Origin of the sequence: Pseudoscardovia radai, assembly GCF_002259605.1 — a bacterium.
GTDB classification, from domain to species: domain Bacteria; phylum Actinomycetota; class Actinomycetes; order Actinomycetales; family Bifidobacteriaceae; genus Pseudoscardovia; species Pseudoscardovia radai.
Genome location: NZ_MWWR01000002.1, coordinates 26,827 through 47,385, shown reverse-complemented (window position 1 = coordinate 47,385; position 20,559 = coordinate 26,827). Strand labels below are relative to the sequence as shown.

The 20,559-nt window shown below is 65.0% G+C and carries 17 protein-coding genes, 1 tRNA gene and 1 pseudogene; 13 read left to right on the top strand and 6 right to left on the bottom strand.

Annotation, left to right across the window (positions count from 1 at the left end; translation table 11 throughout):
* The 12 genes and pseudogenes from trpA (at nt 1) to PSRA_RS00265 (ending at nt 11,376) form a co-directional block, all read left to right on the top strand.
* Nucleotides 1-864 (top strand): tryptophan synthase subunit alpha, encoded by an 864-nt coding sequence (gene trpA / locus PSRA_RS00320; RefSeq protein ID WP_094659879.1) that lies wholly within the window; start codon nt 1-3, stop codon nt 862-864.
* Between the two features lie 228 nt (nt 865-1,092).
* A pseudogene (gene lgt, locus PSRA_RS00315) lies at nt 1,093-1,909 on the top strand (prolipoprotein diacylglyceryl transferase); the annotation flags it as partial.
* A 549-nt stretch (nt 1,910-2,458) separates the two neighbouring features.
* Entirely contained in the window at nt 2,459-3,127 is a 669-nt protein-coding gene (rpe, locus tag PSRA_RS00310; protein WP_094659878.1) for a ribulose-phosphate 3-epimerase, read from the top strand.
* A gap of 59 nt (nt 3,128-3,186) precedes the next feature.
* Nucleotides 3,187-3,462 carry a phosphoribosyl-ATP diphosphatase gene (locus tag PSRA_RS00305; protein ID WP_094659877.1) on the top strand — a complete coding sequence of 92 codons (276 nt, stop codon included), beginning with the start codon at nt 3,187-3,189 and terminating at the stop codon, nt 3,460-3,462.
* A gap of 114 nt (nt 3,463-3,576) precedes the next feature.
* The gene (gene hisG, locus PSRA_RS00300) at nt 3,577-4,428 is read left to right on the top strand and encodes an ATP phosphoribosyltransferase (RefSeq protein ID WP_094659876.1); all 852 of its coding nucleotides are present in this window, start codon (nt 3,577-3,579) and stop codon (nt 4,426-4,428) included.
* Nucleotides 4,429-4,702: 274 nt separating this feature from the next.
* On the top strand, nt 4,703-5,350 hold the full coding sequence (locus PSRA_RS00295) for a CDP-alcohol phosphatidyltransferase family protein (RefSeq protein ID WP_094660015.1): 648 nt from the start codon (nt 4,703-4,705) through the stop codon (nt 5,348-5,350).
* A complete protein-coding gene (locus PSRA_RS00290) occupies nt 5,347-7,728 on the top strand; it encodes a DUF881 domain-containing protein (RefSeq protein WP_094659875.1) in 2,382 nt (793 codons plus the stop codon). The genes PSRA_RS00295 and PSRA_RS00290 overlap by 4 nt, the downstream gene beginning before the upstream one ends.
* Nucleotides 7,729-7,938: 210 nt before the next feature.
* Entirely contained in the window at nt 7,939-8,271 is a 333-nt protein-coding gene (locus PSRA_RS00285) for a small basic family protein (RefSeq protein WP_094659874.1), read from the top strand.
* 1 nt (nt 8,272) lies between these two features.
* Entirely contained in the window at nt 8,273-9,313 is a 1,041-nt protein-coding gene (locus tag PSRA_RS00280) for a DUF881 domain-containing protein (protein WP_158216268.1), read from the top strand.
* Nucleotides 9,314-9,318: 5 nt separating this feature from the next.
* Nucleotides 9,319-9,744, top strand: coding sequence for an FHA domain-containing protein (locus PSRA_RS00275; RefSeq protein WP_094659872.1), 426 nt, complete (start codon nt 9,319-9,321; stop codon nt 9,742-9,744).
* A 238-nt stretch (nt 9,745-9,982) separates the two neighbouring features.
* Nucleotides 9,983-10,657 (top strand): MerR family transcriptional regulator, encoded by a 675-nt coding sequence (locus PSRA_RS00270; RefSeq protein WP_094659871.1) that lies wholly within the window; start codon nt 9,983-9,985, stop codon nt 10,655-10,657.
* A 512-nt stretch (nt 10,658-11,169) separates the two neighbouring features.
* Entirely contained in the window at nt 11,170-11,376 is a 207-nt protein-coding gene (locus PSRA_RS00265; RefSeq protein WP_094659870.1) for a hypothetical protein, read from the top strand.
* A 388-nt stretch (nt 11,377-11,764) separates the two neighbouring features.
* Here PSRA_RS00265 and PSRA_RS00260 read toward each other — a convergent pair whose 3' ends face one another.
* The 6 genes from PSRA_RS00260 to PSRA_RS00235 all read right to left on the bottom strand — a co-directional run bounded on the left by PSRA_RS00260 (nt 11,765) and on the right by PSRA_RS00235 (nt 20,023).
* Nucleotides 11,765-12,478 (bottom strand): HAD hydrolase-like protein, encoded by a 714-nt coding sequence (locus PSRA_RS00260; protein ID WP_094659869.1) that lies wholly within the window; start codon nt 12,476-12,478, stop codon nt 11,765-11,767.
* Between the two features lie 144 nt (nt 12,479-12,622).
* Entirely contained in the window at nt 12,623-12,970 is a 348-nt protein-coding gene (locus tag PSRA_RS00255; protein WP_094659868.1) for an RNA polymerase-binding protein RbpA, read from the bottom strand.
* A gap of 214 nt (nt 12,971-13,184) precedes the next feature.
* On the bottom strand, nt 13,185-15,788 hold the full coding sequence (locus PSRA_RS00250) for a DEAD/DEAH box helicase (RefSeq protein ID WP_245834812.1): 2,604 nt from the start codon (nt 15,786-15,788) through the stop codon (nt 13,185-13,187).
* A gap of 231 nt (nt 15,789-16,019) precedes the next feature.
* A complete protein-coding gene (locus PSRA_RS09280; protein ID WP_094659866.1) occupies nt 16,020-16,337 on the bottom strand; it encodes a hypothetical protein in 318 nt (105 codons plus the stop codon).
* Between the two features lie 105 nt (nt 16,338-16,442).
* Nucleotides 16,443-18,356 carry a helix-turn-helix transcriptional regulator gene (locus PSRA_RS00240; protein ID WP_094659865.1) on the bottom strand — a complete coding sequence of 638 codons (1,914 nt, stop codon included), beginning with the start codon at nt 18,354-18,356 and terminating at the stop codon, nt 16,443-16,445.
* Nucleotides 18,357-18,586: 230 nt separating this feature from the next.
* Complete coding sequence (locus PSRA_RS00235; RefSeq protein WP_094659864.1) at nt 18,587-20,023, bottom strand: UTP--glucose-1-phosphate uridylyltransferase; 1,437 nt, start codon at nt 20,021-20,023, stop codon at nt 18,587-18,589.
* A 327-nt stretch (nt 20,024-20,350) separates the two neighbouring features.
* On the opposite strand from PSRA_RS00235, the gene PSRA_RS00230 reads away from it, so the two are divergent.
* Nucleotides 20,351-20,424: transfer RNA gene (locus PSRA_RS00230), tRNA-Pro, on the top strand.
* Nucleotides 20,425-20,559: the final 135 nt, after the last annotated feature.

Genomic DNA, 20,559 nt, shown 5'->3' with positions numbered 1-20,559 from the left:
ATGACCGAACAGACAGCAACGAACGAGACCCTGGGAACCACCCCGCCGCAGCCGAAGGGCTTCGCGTCCAAGCCCAGCCAGACCGAAACGCGCCTGGCCGAGCTCAAGGCGGAGAACAAGCCAGCCTTCGTGGGCTACATGCCCTATGGCTTCCCGACCCCCGACACGACGCTCGACGCGTTCAGAACGCTTGTCGACAACGGCGTGGACATGGTCGAGATCGGTCTGCCGTACTCCGACCCCGTCATGGACGGCCCCGTCATCCAGCAGGCCTGCTCCATGGCCATCCGCTCCGGAGAGCATCTCGCCGGCGTGTTCGACGCCGTGGAGACCGTCGCCAAGGCCGGCGGCGTGCCGCTCATCATGGGCTACTGGAACCTCATCTTCCACTACGGCGTGCTGAAGTTCGCACGCGACTTCGCGAACGCCGGCGGCGCCGGCCTCGTGACCGCCGACCTCATCCCGGACGAGGCGGGGGAGTGGATCGAGGCGTCGGACCGCTACGGCCTCGACCGCATCTTCCTCGCCTCTCCGGAGAGCACCGACGAGCGCCTGCGTATCGTGGCTCGCAATACGCGCGGCTTCGTGTACGCGTCGGCCCGCATGGGCGTGACCGGCGAGCGCTCCGAGCTCGACCAAACGCCGGAGAGGCTCGTCGAGCGCACGCGCCAGGCGGGTGCCAAGAACGTGTGCGTGGGCATCGGCGTGTCGACGCCGGAGCAGGGCGCCGAGATCGGCAAGTACGCCGACGGCGTCATCGTGGGCTCCGCCCTCGTGCACGCAGTGCTCGACGACCCGTCCTACACCAAGCTCGCCTCCGTCACCTCGGGTCTCGCCGAGGGCATCCACGGGGCGCGTCGCTGACAACGTTCCGGAAGGCCGACGAAGCCCTCCGATGATTGCCAGGACGATTGCGAGACGATTCCGGGGCCGTTGCGGCATAAGCCGCGGCGGCCCCGTCGTTTCCCTAAGTCAGCTTCCGTCGGTAGACTTCAAGACGGTTCCCCGCGCAGGCGCCCCGCAGATGGGCGACGCCCGCGGGCGTGCGGCGAAGAGCGCCGCATTCCGCTTACCAGGAAGAAGGATCGAAGCATGGATCTCGCCTACATCCCGTCACCGGGATTCTCCACCATCACCATCGGACCGGTCACGATCCGCATGTACGCGATCATGATCCTCCTCGCCATCATCGCCGCCGTGTGGGTGTCCACCATCCGCTGGAAGAAAGTCGGCGGCGACTTCGACCAGATACTCGACATCACGATCGTCGCCGTGCCCTGCGGCATCATCGGCGCCCGCCTGTACCACGTCATCACCACGCCGGAGCGTTTCTTCGGCCCCAACGGCAACCCCGCCGACATCGTCCGCATCTGGCAGGGTGGTCTGGGTATCTGGGGCGGCGTGTTGCTCGGCGCCCTCGGTGCATGGGGATGGTGCCGTCACAGGCATTACCCCTTTGCCCTCATTCTCGACGCCGCCGCCCCGGCCCTGCTCATCGCCCAGGCGATCGGACGCCTCGGCAACTGGTTCAACCAGGAGCTGTACGGCTCGCCGACCACGCTGCCGTGGGGTCTCAAGCTCAATCCGAACGTGCCCGGCGTCATCGGCTCCAACGAGATGTGCTACGACGGGCAGGTGTGTCCGAGCGACACGCTGTTCCACCCCACGTTCCTGTACGAGATGATCTGGAACCTCATCGGCGCCGCGCTCCTCGTATGGCTGGGGCGCAAGATGATCAACCGCTTCAAGGCCGGTTGCCTGTTCTGCTGCTACATCATGTGGTACACGCTGGGCCGCGCCTGGATCGAGAACCTGCGCATCGACTTCGCGCATGAGTTCCTCGGAGTCCGCGTCAACGTATGGATGTCCATTATCGTGTTCATCCTCGGCGTCGTGGCCTTCATGCTTGTGCAGCGCTACGGACAGCCGACGGCCGTGCTGTCGGACCGGCTGTTCGAGATCACGCGCGCCGAGGAGAAGGCGCGTTCCGATTCCGAGCAGGAGGCGGCGCGCCGCCAGCGCGAGCGCGACCAGCATACGGGGCATGAGAACCGTGGCGATGACGGGGCGGACCGTGCGGATGGAGCGCAGGACGCGGACGGAGCCGCCCCGTCCGTTTCCGACGATGGCGTTTCCTCGGACGATGGCGCTGCGGATGCGGCGGACGATGCCGTGGACGGTGCCCCGTCCTCCAGCCTCTGGGATGCTCCGGAGGCAACGGAGCACGATGTCCAAGACGCCTTCGACCGCCTCGCCGCCCAAGAGGCGGATGATGCTCAGGGCGCGTCGGCCGATGGGGCCGATGACGCCGATGCCTCCGACGACGCGACCGACGATACGGCGGGACGTGCCGCCGAGGACTGACGCTGCGCCGCCGCGTCATGGCCCCGCGATCAGTCGCGTCTCACAATAAGCCCCCGTCGCCTCATCGTCGCAAGAGAACCCTAGAATGGAAAACATGACAAGCATTCAGATCGCACCGAGCATCCTGTCCGCCGACTTCTGCAACCTGGAGCGTGACCTCAAGGCCATCGCCAACGCGGATCTCGTCCATGTCGACGTGATGGACCACCACTTCGTTCCGAACCTGACGCTGGGGGAGCCCATCGTCAAACGCATCTGCGAGGTCACCGACCTCCCGGTGGACGTCCACCTCATGATCGAGGACCCGGACCGATGGGCGCCCGAATTCGCCAAGGCCGGCGCCTACTCCGTCACCTTCCACATGGGCGCCACCCACGCGCCGGTGCGTCTGGCCCGCCAGCTGCATGACATGGGCGTGCGCGCCTGCTTCGCCGTGCGTCCCGCCGAGCCGGTCGAGCCGATCTTCGACATCCTCGAGGAGTTCGATATGATCCTCGTCATGACCGTCGAGCCCGGCTTCGGCGGCCAGAAGTTCCTCGGCAACCAGATGGCCAAGGTGCGCCGTTTGCGCGACGAGATCACGCGTCGCGGCCTTGACACCAAGATCCAGGTCGACGGCGGCGTGAGCCCGACCACGGCGCATATCGTGGCCGAGGCCGGAGCCGACGTGCTCGTGGCCGGTTCCGCCGTCTACGGCGCCGAGGACCCGGCGAAGGCCATCGACCAGATTCGCGACAACGCGCAGGCCGCCTACAAGGACTAGCCGCTCCCGCGCATACGCAACGTCAGTCACGTCAGTCATACGTCATCAGAAAGAAAGCAATGGCAGAATCGCGCAAGACATTCGAAGAACTGTTCGCAGAACTCAGCGAGAAGGCGAAGACCCGCCCCGAGGGGTCGCTGACCGTCGACGAGCTCGACAAGGGCACGCATTTTATCGGCAAGAAGATCGTGGAGGAGGCCTCCGAGACGTGGATCGCCGCCGAGTACGAGGGCGCCGATCGCACCGCCGAGGAGATGAGCCAGCTGCTCTACCACGTGCAGGTGATGATGATCAAGCACGGCATCTCGCTCGATGACGTGTACCGCTACCTGTGAGTGCCGCACCACCGGAACCAAGGCAAAAGCGCCCAACCGCGCAAGAAGATAACCAGCACGACGCCGGCGGGCGGATCCCGCCGGGAAAAATGGCCGAACGGCCGGAGGACGAATATGCTGAGAGTCGCAGTGCCCAACAAGGGAATGCTGTCGGAACCATCCTGGAATCTCCTGTCGGAGTCCGGGTACAAGCTGAGGTCGAATTCGCGCCAGCTTGTTGTCGACGACGAGGAGAACGGCATCGAGCTGTTCTACCTGCGTCCGCTTGATATCGCCGTCTACGTGGGCGCCGGCAACATCGACCTGGGCCTGACGGGGCGCGATATGCTCCTGAACACCGAGACGGAGGCCACCGAGCATATGCAGCTCGGCTACGGCGCGTCGACGTTCCGCTTCGCCGCCCCGAAGGATTCCACGATCGACAAGCTCGAGGACATCAACGGCAAGCGCGTCGCCACGTCCTATGACAAGCTCCTGTCGGACTATCTGGCGGCGCATGGCGTCGAGGCCAAGGTCGTGCACCTCGACGGCGCCGTGGAGTCCTCCGTCCACCTCGGCGTGGCCGACCTCATCGCTGACGTCGTGTCGACCGGCACGACGCTGCGCAACGCGGGCCTGCGCGTGTTCGCCGACCCCATCGTGCGCTCCGAGGCCGTGCTCGTGCGTTCTCCCCGCATCGCCGAAGACAACCCCGAGCTGCAGGTGTTCGAGCGTCGTCTGCGCGGCGTGCTCACGGCGCACCGTTATGTGCTCATGGACTACGACATCCGCAAGACGGACCTGCCTGCCGCCGTGAAGATCACCCCGGGATTCGAATCCCCGACCGTCTCCCAGCTGCACGACCCCGAATGGGTCGCCGTGCGCGTCATGGTGCCCAGGGCCGAGGTCAACTCCATCATGGACCGTCTGTACGATGTCGGTGCCCGCGCCACCATCGTGACCGCGATTCAGGCCTCGCGCATGTAGCCTCGCTTTATGCGGCCGCGTCGGCGCCCCGTGCGCCGTCGACCGGCACCGCCCCGTCCCCGTGTCCGCCACGGAGCCGGGGCGGTCGCATATAATGTGCCGGTAAGCCACGATGAGCCCGACACGGTTTCTGCCGTGCGGACGGCCCCGCATGCACCATGGCGCCACGATGCGAATGCCGTGACATGGCGCAGGGCGGGATATCATCGGTATGGTGGTGAACGACGCGCCGCGGTTTTCCGGCGTGTCGTCCGAACGGAAGCAGGGAGGTCATATGAGCAGGTCCACGAGGCAGGAACCCACCGGCCAGGACGAATCCTTCAGCCCCGAGCCGACCGACAAGATCCTGACGGTTCCCAACGTCATCAGCATGTTCCGTCTCGTGTCCATCCCTGTCATCGCCGTTCTCGTGGTCCAGAACCATCTTTTCGCAGGTCTTGTGCTCCTCGCTGTCTCCGCCATGTCGGACGGCGTCGACGGGTACATCGCGCGCCGGTACAACCAGGTCACCAAGCTGGGGCAAATTCTGGACCCCATCGCCGACCGCCTCCTCATCTTCTTCTCTATCCTCGCCCTCGCCTCCATCGGCATCATGCCGTGGTGGGTGCTCGCCGCGGTCGTTCTGCGCGAGCTCGTCCTCGGCATCCAGGTGCTTCGTCTGGCCTCCTACGGGTACGGGCCGCTTCCCGTGCATTTCGTCGGCAAGGCGGGTACGGCGGTGCTGATGATCACCGTTCCGGTGTACATCGTCTCGGCGTTGGGGGAGAGCACGCTGTTCACCGTGCTCCATGACCTCGGCGATGCCGGCGCCATCTGGGGCTGCGTTCTGTATTGGGTGGCGGGCATTATCTACCTGTGGCAGGGAACCCATGTCATACACGACGAGAAGGCCGCCGGGACGCGCGCCGGAGCCGCCCGATGACGGACGACGGGTTCCCCTCCTCCCCGGACGAGCAGCAGCCGCGCCACGCCCTGCATGATGCGAGGCGGCGCGCCGAGCATGCCGCGCCCCGTGACACGCCGGTCGGCCGACACGAGCGGCGTGTCGGCAAGCATGCCGCCACGGCTTCCGATCTCGGCGTCAAGCCGCTGGGAGCGGATGGGGGAGAACCTCGCCATGTGCACCGTCACGAGGTTCAGGAACTCGCCGTGCAAAGCGAGCAGGATCCCGTCACCGACTTCATGTCGATGAGCGGAGGACAGCCCATAGCCTTGTGGGACGGTCGGAAAATCATCAGCACCTCCGCGCCCCGTCCGGTCCATTCCACCTTCGCCCAGGATGTCTCGAGCTCCGTGGAGTTCGCCCACCATGCCGCGGACGGTCGGCAAGGAAGCGACGACGGGGCGGACGGCCCCTTCGTCATCGGAGAGGATGCCGAGGAGCCTCCGCTCGATCTGGCGGATATACGCACCTATCTGCGCCATCGTGCCGCCGAGGGGCCCGAGGCCGGGACGGACGATGACGAGGCATCAGATGATGACGCGCCGACGGACGATGACGGTGCGCATAACGATGATGGGGGGCAGGGCGCTGAAGCAAGCGACGACGGGGCGCCTGCCGTTGGTGTGACGGCCTCGGCATCCACGGCAGCGGAAGCAGGGAGCGCCGCATCTGGCACTGATTCCACGCGCCCTGCGGCGTCCCTTGCATCTACGACACGCTCTCCAGCGTCCCGGTCTACATCGTTCGAGACCCGGGCCGACGCGTCACAGCCAGACCCTCAATCCGTTGTTTCGCAATCCGCTGTTTCGCAATCCGATCTCCCGCCGTCCTCCGTTCCACGCTCCAGTGCGGGACGACACGCCAGGCCCCGGAGGCATGTCGCGGACCAGATCGATGACATGGCAATCGATGACATGGCAATCGATGACATGGCGTGGGGCGATGCCGCCGTAACGCCTCATCACGGTGCGCAGGGTCGCGGTGCACAAAGCCACAGTGCACAAAGCCACAGTGCCCAGGGATTGGATGCCGCGACGCGACACGCCGGAACCCCTGTGGCGCCGTTCGTCGTGCCAGCTTCTGCCCGCCCCGCCTCATCCGGCTACGTCGCAGACGGTGCCGATGCCGGCCTGATCCCGTCTCATCGCGCCGCCTTGTCTCACAGCGCCGCCCCGTCCGGCGATGGGGCCGCATCCGGCCATGATGTCCCGTCCAACCCCGATGCCGCCCCGTCGCGCCCCATCCCCGACGTCCATGCCCCGGATCCCGTGACAACGGGGCATGTCGCCGCGAAGGTGCCGGGCACGGATATCGTGCTGTACACGTCGAACCCGGCCGCCGTCGCCGTCGCACTCGAGCTCGCCGGGGGACTGGAGCGCTCCGACGCGCCCGCGTCGTATCCCGTCAAGCCCGATGCCAGGCCCCAGCATCCGCGCTCCGCCTTCTCCCACGCCTATCCCTTCCTTATACGCCATCACGCCCTCGAATCCGACGCGGAGCGGCGCCACCGCACGCGCCGTCGCGAGGTCTACGACGAGTCGCTCCACCTCATCGACGACCTGACCAATCGCCCCGTCGACCCGCTGTTCGAGGACGCCGCGCTGTACCGTCGCAAGGAGTCGCCGAGAACGACATGGGGCATGCGCATCCTGTCGTTCGTCATCTGCATCCTCATCGGCTTCGTGTTCATGGGGGCCGTGCAACTGCTGCAGAGCAACACGCGCGAGAAGGTGCGCAAGGAGGAGGCTGACCAGCTCACCCAGCTCGTCGCCCGCTCCGAGGACCTCCAGAACGAGGTGTCGGCCTTGCGCAAGCAGGTGGACGAGCTGTCGAAGTCGTCCTCCACAACCGTGAAGATCCCCGACTCGCAGAACATCCTAAACGGCACCGTGGAGGTGACGGGGCCCGGCATCGTCATCACGCTACGCAACCCCTCCCTGCTCGAGGAATCCTCCGGAGGCGCCTCCGGCACCGATTCCACGCTTTCCGGCATGCGCGACGTGGCGGACACCGACATCCAGCTATTCGTCGACCGCCTCTGGGCCACTGGCGCCGAGGCCATATCGGTCAACGGCCAGCGCCTAGGGCCGGAGACATCCATCCGCGCCGCGGGCGGCAAGATTCTCATCGGCGTCGTCGCGATCCAGTCCCCGTACACCATCGAGGCGATCGGCAACGCGGACGCCATGCGCGTCGGCGTGGACTCCGACCACAACCCCCAGTTGTACGATTCCTTCGACAAGCTCGGCATCGCCGTGTCCCTGTCCCAGAAGGACAAGCTGGACCTGAGCGCCAACGCCGTCGCCACGCTCGAATACGCGACGGAGGGAACGGGGAACGGCGATGGCAGCGACTGATCCAGGCACCCTCGCGCCCCGCCCCGTTCCGCGCACGGCGCTACGATGGCATGCGTATGGTGCGTATCCCGCGTATGGTGCGGGATACGGAGCCGTCCGTGACGGGGCGAGCCCCATGCCCGCCGCACGGAGCAACCGGTGGGAGCCTGACAGGACTATGAGACACGATGCATTGTGCCGCGACAGCGGCGGAAGGGAGACGATGGAAGCATGGCTGCCGTCATCGGACTGATTCTCGGAATCGTCATCGGCATCTTCGTGCGCCCCGACATTCCGATCTGGCTCCAGCCGTACCTGCCGATCATGGTCGTGGCGGCCCTGGACGCCCTTCTCGGCGCGGCGCGATCGTATTTCGAACGCAATTTCAACGACCGCGTGTTCGTCATCTCGTTCCTGTCGAACGTCATCACCGCGGCGCTTCTCGTGTTCCTCGGCGACCAGCTCGGCGTCGGCTCCCAGCTGACAACCGCCGTCATCGTCGTGCTCGGCATCCGCATCTTCTCGAATGTCTCAGCCATCCGCCGATTCATATTCCGAGGCTGACATGGCATACCGCGACGCGAAGCCAGATGACGCAAGCCCTGACGACACCAGGCACGATGACACCACGCCCGACACGACCGGAAACCGCGGAGCCAGGCGCAGCGCGAGGCGCCCGGGGCGTCACGCGATGGGCGCCACCGCCAGGAACGACACAAGCAGGAATGGCGCAGGCAAGTCCCGAGCCGACAAAGCCGACCGACAGCACGGCGGCGGCCGCTCCGCCGCCGAATGGCTTATGACGGACGTCGGCTCCCTGTTCCGCTCGCAGAACGAGAAGGACGAGGACAACGACTCCACCGACACCGGCACGTTCCCCGTCGTGAAGGCGGCGAAGAAGTCCGGCGCCACCGCCACGCGCAACGCCCTGCTGCAGAAAATCGTCACCAGCGTGCTCATCATCCTCATGTGCATGCTTCTGGGCTTCGGATACGTCACGCAGCAGCGCAACACCAACGAGAACTACCAGTCTCTGAGCGAGGACGAGCTGGTCAGGCTCCTCGACGAGACCACGACGCAGGTCGACAGGCTCGAGGAGCAACGCACCACGCTGCGCAGCCAGGTGGATTCGATCACAAACTCCACCGACAAGCAGGCCCAGCTCAACGAGGTCGCCAAGCAGAACGCCACCGTCAGCGGCATCCTGGCGGGGCGCATCGCCTGCCATGGAAGCGGCGTGCGCATCACCATCGCGGAAACCGGCACGCATATCGACTCGGCGCGTCTGTTCACCGTCATCGAGGAACTGCGCAACGCCGGGGCGGAGGCCATCGCCTTCGACGGCGTGCGCATCACCGCCTCATCGTATATCGTCGACACCGACGAGGGCATCGAGGTGGACGGTACGATCGTGGGCACGCCGTATGATATCAAGGCCATCGGCAGCCCCAGCGCGCTGGCTAACGCCATCCAGATCTCGGGCGGTATCGGATCCCAGCTCAGGGTCCGCTACAATGCCAATGTGACGGTTACGCAGCTCGACGACGTCGTCATCGATGAGCTGGCGGACGCCAAGACCTATCAATACGCGAAGATTGTAGAATGACTGGTATGACTGAACCGATTCCTACTGCAGGTGAAACGACAAGTATTGGCATCCCGGCTATCTCGGCCGTGCCTGTGACCGTCACAGGCGATCGCCCCCTGAGCCAGCAGGATCTGGACACCATCGCGCGTCTGAGCCCCGGGACCGCGCTTCTGGTCTCGACGCGCGGCGCCGTCTCCGGATCTCGCTACCTCCTCGACGAGGACAGGGTGACGGTGGGGCGCGACGCCTCGAGCGACATCATGCTCGACGACGGCACCGTGTCGCGTCAGCACGCCGTGTTCGTGCGCAAGGACGGCCATTACAGCATCGAGGACGTCGGCAGCCTCAACGGCACGTATGTGAACCGCAGGCGCGTGGATTCCGCGCAGCTGAAAAGCGGCGACGAACTCATGATCGGCAAGTTCCGCCTCGTGTTCTTCGGCCGCTGATAGCCGCTGACGGCCGCGCCGTCGCGCGACATGCCTGATATGCATGGCAGACGCACGACGATGCAGGAACGCCGAGCAGACGACAGGCCCGCCATGCCGCCCCGTGGGACGGCATGGCGGGCTTTTTCACGATTCCTCCGCCCGATTCCCGTGAAATCGGCCTCCGCCGGGGGAGAGGCGGCCTAGACTGGGAGCCACAACACACGGCGGCGGAGCATCATCAGCGAAAGGCGACGATATGGCGCAGGAACCCGATCTCACAGTGCATGTCCGGCTCGAGGACTGCACGGACCTGAGCGGCCGTCACACCGTGCAGGGCGTCCTGTTCGCCTTCGATGACGAATCCCAGGACGATGCGCGCGGATACCGCGGCACCGTGGCGTCCCGCGTCGCCGGAATCACATACCGGCAGCTGGATTACTGGGCGCGCAAGAAAATCGTGGAGCCTTCCGTCAAGGCGTCTCATGGCTCCGGAACGCGGCGTCTGTATTCCTTCAAGGACATCGTTATCCTCGCCGTCTCCAAGCGCCTCCTGGACACCGGCGTGAACCTGCAGAACGTGACGACCGCCATCGGGTACCTTTCACAGCGCAGCGCCGAACAACTCGAGGACATCACGATTATGTGCGACGGCGAGACCGTGTATGAATGCACGGACGATGCCCAGGTCGGCCGCCTCATGCGCACCGGAAAGGCGGTTTTCGGCGTGTCGGTCGGTTCGCTGTGGCACGAGATTCGCGGCAGGCTCGAGTCCGAGGATTACGTGGATGCCGTGGACGGCGCCATGCATCATCCGCAGACCGCATCCGACATGGTGGACGAGCTCGCGTTGATGCGTGAAAGACGACGCCGCGAAAACATCGGGATGATGGATACGATGACGGATGCGACGCGTCGTGCCAGGCGCGCATGACAATGCGACGGCGCGTGCGGCATGACGATGCGATAGCGCAGACGATGGAATGGACGGTGGAATCTCAGCCGGCAAACGAGACAGGGGCGGCGCAGATGGCGGACGGAATCCGCGGGTGAGGCGTTTCTGTATCCAATCTGACATAACGTACATTATCGGCGCTTAGCCACTTTCGACGCATGGGCAGAAACGAAACCTCGCTGGATTCCACGGACTTAGCAATTCTCCAGGCATGATGCTGATGTTTCCGACCGCGTCGCTATTGGCTGTGACGCTCCTGACAACGATGACTGATGGTACGCCGTCTTCATGCGGTCGTCGCCACACGTATTTTCTTAGACGGAATACGTCCGTCAATGAAGCGCTGATTTGATGCCGCGCGACCACAATAACGCGGATCACATGTACAGACCGCCGATATGCGCTTGGCGTCGTCCGGCGAATTGTCCCTCGGACTCGATGGCGGATATTATGTCAGAAGATATTCCTGGGAACAGAGATTCGGGGGCATCATGCGCATTCTGTCGATGATCATCGCAGCCGTTCTCGTGGTCTACTTCATGCGTCAAGCTGATCCCGATGACCTGGCGGATCCCGATGACGCAGATGGTTCAGAAGACATGACCGAGGCCGGCCTGCCAGCCGGATCGCATGACGCTGCTACCGACGGCGATGCGGCCGACGCTGCCACCGACATCGTCACCAACGACGGCGTCTAGGCAGGTGATGAGGCCAACGGCGCGGATGATATGGCCGCATAACCGACGCCTCTCCCCGTCAGATTTCTTTTTCCGGCATCTCCAAGCCCAATCGCGAATCGCCCTAATTGGATACGTCAGATTCGTTATACCGACGTACATCTTCACAAGCGCTGGAATCCAGTGATAAAACGCATATATGCATTACTCAGTAATATTTCTGAATTCGAACCGTATTACAAGGAAGTACACTGACGTAGCAAACGCCGCTGCTTCAGGCGTGTCTCACAACGCGCACCGCAGGCTCCGCGACCCACGCCGACGCAGACGCAACCGCCGCATACAAAACGGCCTGCTGCATGGTCACCCATGCGGCAGGCCGTCGCTGTCAGCCGATGAATCCGCGCGCCTATGCCAACGTGGCGAAGAACCGGTCCACGGCGTCCGGAAGCTGATCGGTGGTGTCGATGATCATATCCGCCCCGTGCTCCTCGAGCTCGCCTGGTGCTGAGAAGCCCCAGCGGCATCCGATGGATTTGACGCCCGCGAAATGCCCGCCGTCCACGTCGGTCCAGCGGTCGCCCACCATAACTGCGCGGTCGCCTTCCTCCTCGTCGAAGTGGATGGCATCGAACCCGTAGCGGATCACCTGCGCCTTGTGGATGCGCGTGTTGTCGAGACTCGCGCCGAAAAGGTAATCCATATGCTCGGTGAGCCCGAAGCGGTCGCAGATGCGCTGGGCCTGGGGCTCCGGCTTGCATGTGGCGAGGGCGAGGACATAGCCGCGGCGGCGCAGCTCGTCCATGGACTCCACGATGCCCGGATACACCTCATTGAGGAACATGCCCGGAACCTTCTGGCCGGGGTTGCGCGGGTCGTCGAAGGTCGGCTGCGTATACGCCTCGCGGTACAGCGCCACGGCCTTGTCGGCCTCGTCGGCCAGACCGTGGTTGGTGAACGATTCGATTAGCGGCGGCCCCACGAAGGTCGATAGCTCCTCGTTGGTGGGAACGGGGCGGCCGAGCAGTTTGTATGTGCGGACGGCGGTTGCGAGGATGCCCGAATCGGATTTGGTCAGGGTGCCGTCGAGATCCAGCAGGACGACGCGCGAAGGATGCTTCATATTCTCTCCTGTGGCGAAAACTTAGGTATGCAACGATGCAAGGATGCGTCGGTGCGACGGCTCGATACGTGCCATCGGCTTATGAAGAACGGCTCCGGACGGAACGTCCGTCTCGAAGCCGTCAGGCGCTCACTTGGAAGCCGCTCACTCGTAATCCGGGAACCAGCCATCGTGGTGCATCTTGAGGCGCTTCTCAAGAAGTTCCTTGAGTTCGGCCTCGGTGCGACGCTCCATGAGCATGTCCCAGTGGCTGCGCACCTGCTTGGTCAGGTCGTCGGCGTTCGAGGAATCCTTGCCCTCGAGGCGCGCCGTCTTGCCGCAGCGGCATTCCCACTCGTCGGGGATGCCGGCATCCTGCGCGAACGGGATGATGGTGCGGTGTCCGTCGGGGCAGACATACGTGTAGTCCTGGCGCGGTGCCAGGTCGACGTTCTCATCGGATTCCAGCGACTTGGCGCCGATGCTCATGCCCCTCAGACTGCGCTCTGCCATTGCATTCTCCTTGCTGCCGCTTCGAAAACACGGTTTCGAAGGGCGTGGACTGGGCCGGCGGGCGGCGATGCGCCGCGCGTGCTTCCGGCCGCGGATTTCCGTGCGTTCCTATTATTCCACAGGGCTTGACGAGGCGTGCGCTGTAGGCTGAAGGCGGCGCGCCCCACGGGGCGTATCGTGCGCCATGAAGCATCACGGCGCGCCATGGCGGGGCCTACTCCTCGATGCCGGAGTACGCCACCACTCCCCTGTCGATCGTCAACGCGGCCTGGTGCGCGCGCTCCGCAACCTCGGGGTGCTCCAGATACACGCCGATCGAGGCGATCTGCCCCAGGGCGTCGGCAACGCGTTTGCAGCTGCGCACGAAGTCGCCGCCGGTCATGTCGGTGTCGTCCAGCACCACGGCGAGGCTTTTGCCCGACGACCAGTCGAACATGATGTCGCATGCGCCGTAGTCGAGCGGCTGCAGGTCGTCGAGGCCCCAGTCCTCGCACAGCGCGTTGATGCTTTCATGCACTGTGGAGACGGCGGCCACGGTGGAGCGGATCCGCCCGCGCATGCCGCCTGGGTAATGGCGCGGCTCGCCTGTGCCTCCTCGGCGCGATTCGAAAACGAATCCGGACACCACGGCCACGAGCTGCTCGGGGTCGAGGTCGTCGAACAGGCCGCGCGCCAGGCATTCGGCGAGCACGATGTCCTGCTCGCCGTACAGATGACGCAGCAGCTGCCCTTTGCGCGTCACCGAGTAATCGCGCGGGTCGTCGCCCTCGATATAGCCCAGGATGCGCAGGATCTCGCAGATGCGCTCGAAATGGCGTGCCACGGAGCCCGTGCGCGAATCGTAGCGATCCTGGAGCCTGTCGAGCTCGCGCCTCGTCTTGGCCCAGCGGTTGCCCCAGCGCAGATGCGCCTGCAGGTCGGGGCACGAGCGGCACGGATGCGCCTGCTCGCGTTTGCGCACGGCCGCGATGCGCTCGTCGACCTGTCTGATCGCATGGCGCCGCTCGCCCTCCGACGGGTACGGCATATGCTGCACGCGCTTGCGGTCATGCCGCTCGAGGTCCGACAGTTCCATGCGCAGGCGCATGAACTCGGCGAAATCGCCTCTGTCGCATGCGAAGGCCCTCTCGTAATCCTCGAGGGTTCCCTGCATCGAGTCGATGCGCGAGACAAGCTCCTCGGCCGACTCGTTGGCCTCCCACTGCGCGAAGGAGTGGTCGAGCGTCTCCCTGGCCGTCTGGTAATCCGACGAGTTGAGCAGGTTCACGGCCATGTTGAAGGTCGGCGAGAAGCTCGAATGGAGCGGGTACACGCGCTTACTGGACAGTGACGCGGCCATCTGCGGCTGGAAGCCCCGGTGGTCCACGATGACGGCGTGTCCGATGACGTCGATGCCGCGGCGTCCGGCGCGCCCCGTCAGCTGCGTGAACTCTCCCGGGGTAAGCGGCACATGGCCCTCTCCGTTGAATTTCTCGAGTTTCTCGACGATGACGGAGCGCGCCGGCATGTTGATGCCGAGAGCGAGCGTCTCGGTGGCGAACACCACCTTGACGAGGCCCTGCTCGAACAGTGTTTCCACGATTTGCCGGAACAGCGCGATCATGCCGGCGTGGTGCGGCGCAAAGCCCATCTCGAGGGCGAAGCGGAAGCGGGAGAAGCCGAGCGCCTTGGCGTCCTCGCGGCTGATCTGCCCCTCCATCATCTCGTCCACGATCAGCCTGATGCGACGCGCCTCCTCGTCGGTCGTCAGCCTCAGCCCCGCGTCGAGGCACTGCTCCACGGCCTTGTCGCAGCCCATGCGGGAGAAGATGAAGTAGATGCCGGGCAGCAGGTCGAGGAAGTCGAGTTCGTCGATGACAGCCCAGCGCTTGGGGTAATGGCGCTGAGACGCGCGCGCGTCGTCCCGGTCGTGTCCGCCCCGTCCGGCGCCGTGCGCGCCCCTGGAGCCGCGCCCGCCGTGGCGGCGGCGTCCGTCTTCGTCGCGCGAGCCGGCGCGACGCTCCCCAATCCGGTCGAGACGGCTCAGCTCCCGCGCCAGCGCAGGATTGAGCTCCTCGGAGCCGTCGGCGCGGTACAGGTCCCACAGAACCGGCTCCGTGCGCTCGTCCTCCTGCGTGATGACGTGGCGTTCGAGTGGCACGGGGCGGTGCTCGGAGATGACGAGGGACGTCTCGCCGCGCACCGACTCGATCCACTGTGAGAAATCCTCGACGTTCGACACGGTGGCCGACAGGCCCACGATTTTCACACGGCGCGGAAGGTGGACGATGACCTCTTCCCACACCTGGCCGCGCGAGCGGTCCGCGAGATAGTGCACCTCGTCGAGAACCACGTACTCCAGCGCCTCGAGGGTGGTGGAGTTCTCGTAGATCATGTTGCGCAGCACCTCGGTTGTCATGACCACGATGTCGGCCTCGGAGTTAACCGACATGTCGCCGGTCAGCAGGCCTACGCGGTCGGCCCCGTAGATGGCGCACAGATCGTGGTATTTCTGGTTGCTCAACGCCTTGATGGGTGTGGTGTAGAAGGCCTTGACGTTGCGGTGCTGCGCCAGGAAGATGGCGAAGTCCGCCACGATGGTTTTGCCGGCGCCGGTGGGAGCGGCGACGAGAACGTTGCGCCCCGCCTCGAGTTCGTCGATGGCCTGGCGCTGGAAATCGTCGAGCTGGAACTCCAGCGTGTCGGCGAACTGTGCGGCGACGCTGCGCGCGTAGCTCTGGCGCGCGCGGAACGCCTGGTAGCGCTGCGCGGGGCTCAGGGCCCCGTCGGCAGCACCGTCCCCGACGTGTCCGGCGTGTCGCGCACCGTTCGCCGACATGGTGCCGGTCACCCTTTCGGAAGCTTCTGCGCGCGCCGCGTCGTCGCGACGATGATGCCGATGATGAGTCATGACACGATTCCTTCGAAGTCGTCCTGTGATTTGTCAAAAAGTGATTCGGCCCGCCAAAAACGCCGTCCGATTCGCCGGACGGGGCCGCTTATCGGGGCGCACAGACCTCACGGGGCGGCATGCACCGCATCCGCCCCGTTCCAGGCCTTGGGCCGCGTCTCAGGCATTGAATTGAGACCAGTCCGCCCACGTCTTCACATGGCGGTCACGCTTGCGGTCGTGACGCTCCTCGACCTGCGCCTGCGCCTCGGCGTAGCGTTCCATCGTGGCCGAGAACGGCTGCGTGAAGGCGGGGTCCTTGGGGCGCCTCGGCGCGGCCTTGGCATCGGCCATGCGGCCCAGACGCTTGTCGAGCGCGGTGGCGAACATGCCGCCCATATGCACGGCGGAGCGCAGGTGACGGTAGGCATACACGAGGCCGTACGCCACACCGCCGATCATCACGAGGGCGAGAATCACCCATCCCCATCCCGGCATGCTTCCTCCTTTTCGGCGCCGCCGCGCATCCGCGCCGAGGCGCCCATCCGTTCTCATCGGTTGCCCGGCGTGCCGCCCGGTGTTCCGCCGCGCAGACGTCTGCGGCTACTCGGTTTCGAAAATCGACATCTCGTGCTTGGCGCGCGCGATCATCATCGTGCGCAGCGTCTCCGGGCCCACGGCCAGGATATGCCGCGCGTGCGCGATGCAGAAGGCCACGAACCAAGAGTCGGAGCACACGAGCAAATGCACCTTCTCGCCGTCGCCCCACGGCTCCACCGTGGCGTACGGAAGGTCGCGGATGAACGAATGGCCCACGGTGTCGGTGATGAAATCGGCCGGCGTGCCGTTGTCCACGTTCCACTCGCGCAGCTCCGAGAGCGGAACGTCCGGGATGTCCATCGGATGCACCGGTGCCACCACCTTGAGGTGCCCGATGCGCGCCAGGCGCAGCGTCTGCCACTCCGGGTGCTTCTTGCCGGGGTGCACGGGCTCGTGCTGCTGGGCGGGGAAATCGTAGCCCGGCTCCACGTCCGAGGGTTTGACGCCGTTCCATACGGCCGCGTAGTACACGCCTTCGTCCACGTAGATCTTGGCCGGCGCCACGAGCTTGCGACGCGTGCGGCCGGCGCCGTCGGTGTACTCCATGTCGAGCAGCTGGCGGGAGGTGATGGCCTCCTTGACGGCCGTGTAGCACGGCGGCTCCAGCTCATAGCCGGTCAGGCTCAGCCAGGCGGAGTCGCCGGGCTTCATCTGCTTCTGGAGGCGCTGGTAGAGGTTCTCTGCCTGCCTGCGGGAGTCCTCGGGCATGACGGGCGAATGCGCCAGGTAGCTCACCGAGGCGGTGAGCAGGCTCAGGTACTGCGGGGAGATGCCGGCGAGGCGTTCGAGGCCGAGGGAGTTCGTGGCGCACACGATGCCCTGCTCCTCGAGAAGCGTCCAGTCGAAGTCGAAGAATTGGCTGCCGGCCATCTCACCGTCGTCGGAGACGGTGGTGAGGCGCTCCACGTCCTTCTTGATGACGGCGATGCCGCGCTTGCGCTCCGCCTGGTCGTGCGGATGGCCCACGAAGCGGTCGGCGAGGCTTTCGAGGCTGAACTCCTCGCCCAGATGCGCGGAGAGGAACAGCATGAGGCGCAGGCGGCGGTCCACTTCGCTGCCGGTCTGGTACGGAACGCTCGTCTTGCGGCCGTTGCCCGGCTCATTGTCGGTTTCGGGCGTGGAGGCGGGAACGTAGTCGGCCACCGGAATCGGCGTGGTCTTGCTCGAATCGTCGCACGGCTTGAAGTTGCACGCCGCGTTGAGACGGCGTTTGAAGGAGTCGACGGCCTCCTGCGGGCTTTTGATGACGGCGCCCGGGTGTTCGAGCACGAAGGTGGCGAGGTCGTCGGAATCCGTGTACGCCACGTGGATCTCCTCGCCGTCCGTTTCGACGGTGGCGGTGAAGCGGCGCTGTTCGACGACTTTCACGAGCTTGTCGGGGATGGACTGCGTGCCCAGTCCCGGCGCGATGGAGTCAAGCCCCAGTCCGGGAACCGGCATCTGCGGGACGCGCGGCGTGTTGCGCGACTGCTTGCGCGCCTGCTGTTCCTGCTGCTCCTGCTGGTTCTGCTGGCTGGTGATGGACACGGAGCGCGCCAGGTAGTTTGCGGCGGCGAGAACCGGGAGGTCCTCGGGCTCGAAGCTGATGCGCAGGCGCGGTTCGTCGCCGAGCTGGAGACGATACGATGCGAAGTCCTGACCCTCGGACTTGGAGGAGTACTCGGGCTGGCGCGATTCGATGGCGATGCCCATGGCCGCGAGCTTGGCACGGTCGCGCTGGAACTGCTTGGCGAACGCCGCCTTGGCGGCCTGGTCGGCCAGCTCGCCGTAGGAATCGGCGTAGGCCTTCACTCGCTGGGCAATCTGCCGCGAAGTGAGCCACTGGGGAAACGCCGATGACAAGACGGCGAGCACATCGAGTTCGTGCTTGCCCCACTTATCGGAAAAACGACGCCTTCCGTTGGATCCTTCTGCCATATGACCTCGCGAATCTTAAATTCAATAGGCTGGGCACATACCGCGCCCTATAGACATTCTAGCGATGAATCCGGGCGCGACGACGCATTTCGCCGACGGGACACGCCACGCGGATTACGCGGTCACACTCGGTCGCCATATAAACGTTACCACGGAGAAACCGCGGCGGCGCCGAAAAGTCCATACGGCGGAGTATGTCGGGCGTGGCGTGCAGTGTTCGGGCGTGGCGTTCAGGCGATCCACTCGTCGGGCTCGATGCCCTGCGGCCCCACGAATGCGCCATTGGGCACATACGAGGGTGCGCCGTTGTCCGTCAGCCGCGCGTCGCCGTAGAAGCTCACGTCGTGGCCGAAATACCAGTCGCCCTCCACCGTCACGGTATTGGCGGCCGCGATGGACGGCACGCCGTAGGGGAAGCGCTCGTTGAAATCGTTGATGTTCTTGTAGTAGCGCTCGTCGAGATTCACGTCGGGGAACACGTAGTTGCCGTCCTCCATCTCGAAGGCGTCCGTCAGATGGAAGCGGTCCGACCGCATGACGAACAGGTCGTTCGTCGTCTTCACCGGCAGGAAGCGGGCGCGGCCCACCTCGATGCATGAGGAGTCCGGGAACAGCGAGATGGCGGCGCCCATGGCCGTCTCCAGCTGGATTACCTTGCGCGACTGCGAATCCGACGGGTCCACCGTCTTGCGGTTCACGATAACCGGCAGGTTCAGCACGCCGTCGTTCGACGCCAGTATGTCTCGCAGGGCGTCGACGCGCACCCAGATGTTGTTCGTGTTGAAGAAGCGGTGGCGGCGGTAGTTCATGGCGCTGGAGAGGTCCTCCGGCGGCACCTGCGAGATCTCGCGCAGCATGAGGCAGCCGGTGTCCTTGTCGCGCACGATCTGCCCGCCCTTGCGGTCGGCCGGGGTCTTCTTCGAGACCTCCACCATGAACGACGAGCCGGACTGCGCGAACGCGCCCGACAGCGTGCTCGACGGGCGGGCGCCCAGGTTGTCGGAGTTCGAGATGAACAGGTACTCGATGCCCGCGTCCGTCAGGGCGTCGAGAAGACCCGACTCCCAGATGGTGCTGAACACGTCGCCGTGCCCCGGCGGGCACCATTCGAGCGCCGGGTCCGCCGGCCACGACACCGGCCCGCCCGTCTCCACGTCGATCTTCGGCTCCTTGTGTTGCAGGATCTCCACCGGCACGTCGCTCTGGTGGAAGCGGCGGTTGCGCTTCAACACGCGCAACGATTCCTCCGATGTGCGGAAGGAGTTCATAAGCGTCAGCGGCAGCGGGACGTCCTGGCGCGTGCGGGAGCTGATGACCTGGCCCAGGATGATGTCGATGAAGCGCATGGGGCGCGCCTTGTGGCGGCGCACCGTGAGCATGGACTTGGGTCCCTCGAGGCCCATCGATGTACCCAGACCGCCGTTGAGCTTGAGGAAGGCGGTTTTACGGAAGGCCTCCATGGCGAAGTCGTGGTCGATGGAATCGTGGATGTCGGAGACGTTCTTGATCTCGGATTCCCTGACCGGCGTGACGTTCTTCTCGGGAATCTGGTGTGCCTCCTTGGACTGCCAGACATCGTAAAGCCTGCGGAACTGGCTGATGGACAGGTCGGTCATTCCCTCATCGCGCATCTTTGCTTCGAAAGCATCGAATCCTGATGTGGCCATGTACTCCCCTTGCTTGGTGTGCCGCGGTGCGCCGCCCGCTGGAGTTCAGTTACGGTTAGATAATCTACTCCCCCCTGGCCGGAAAAGGCGAATTTGCCGGGGATGAGGCGACGGATCGGTGATGCGGTGGCGGCACGACGATGACGGATGAGTGGTGCAGTGGCGTGGATTGATGGCACGATGCAGCGGCATGGATCGGTGGTTCGATGGTGGGGCGACGGCGCTCGCCACACGGCGTGTCGCCTACGCACGCCACGATTTACGGGATGCGAGTTTGCGTTTTGCCAACCTTGTGGTAAATTAACCACTTGGCGCGTGAAGCGCCATCGGGCCGTAGCGCAGCTTGGTAGCGCACTTGACTGGGGGTCAAGGGGTCGCGGGTTCAAGTCCCGCCGGCCCGACGATTCAAAGGGTTCCGACACCATGTGGTGTCGGAACCCTTTGTCGTTTAACCTGTCAGCGTGGCGGCGCTCAGGCGACGGCGGTCTTTCCTAACCCTTCCGCATTCCTTCTCCCCTGCGCCCCTTTCACTCGTT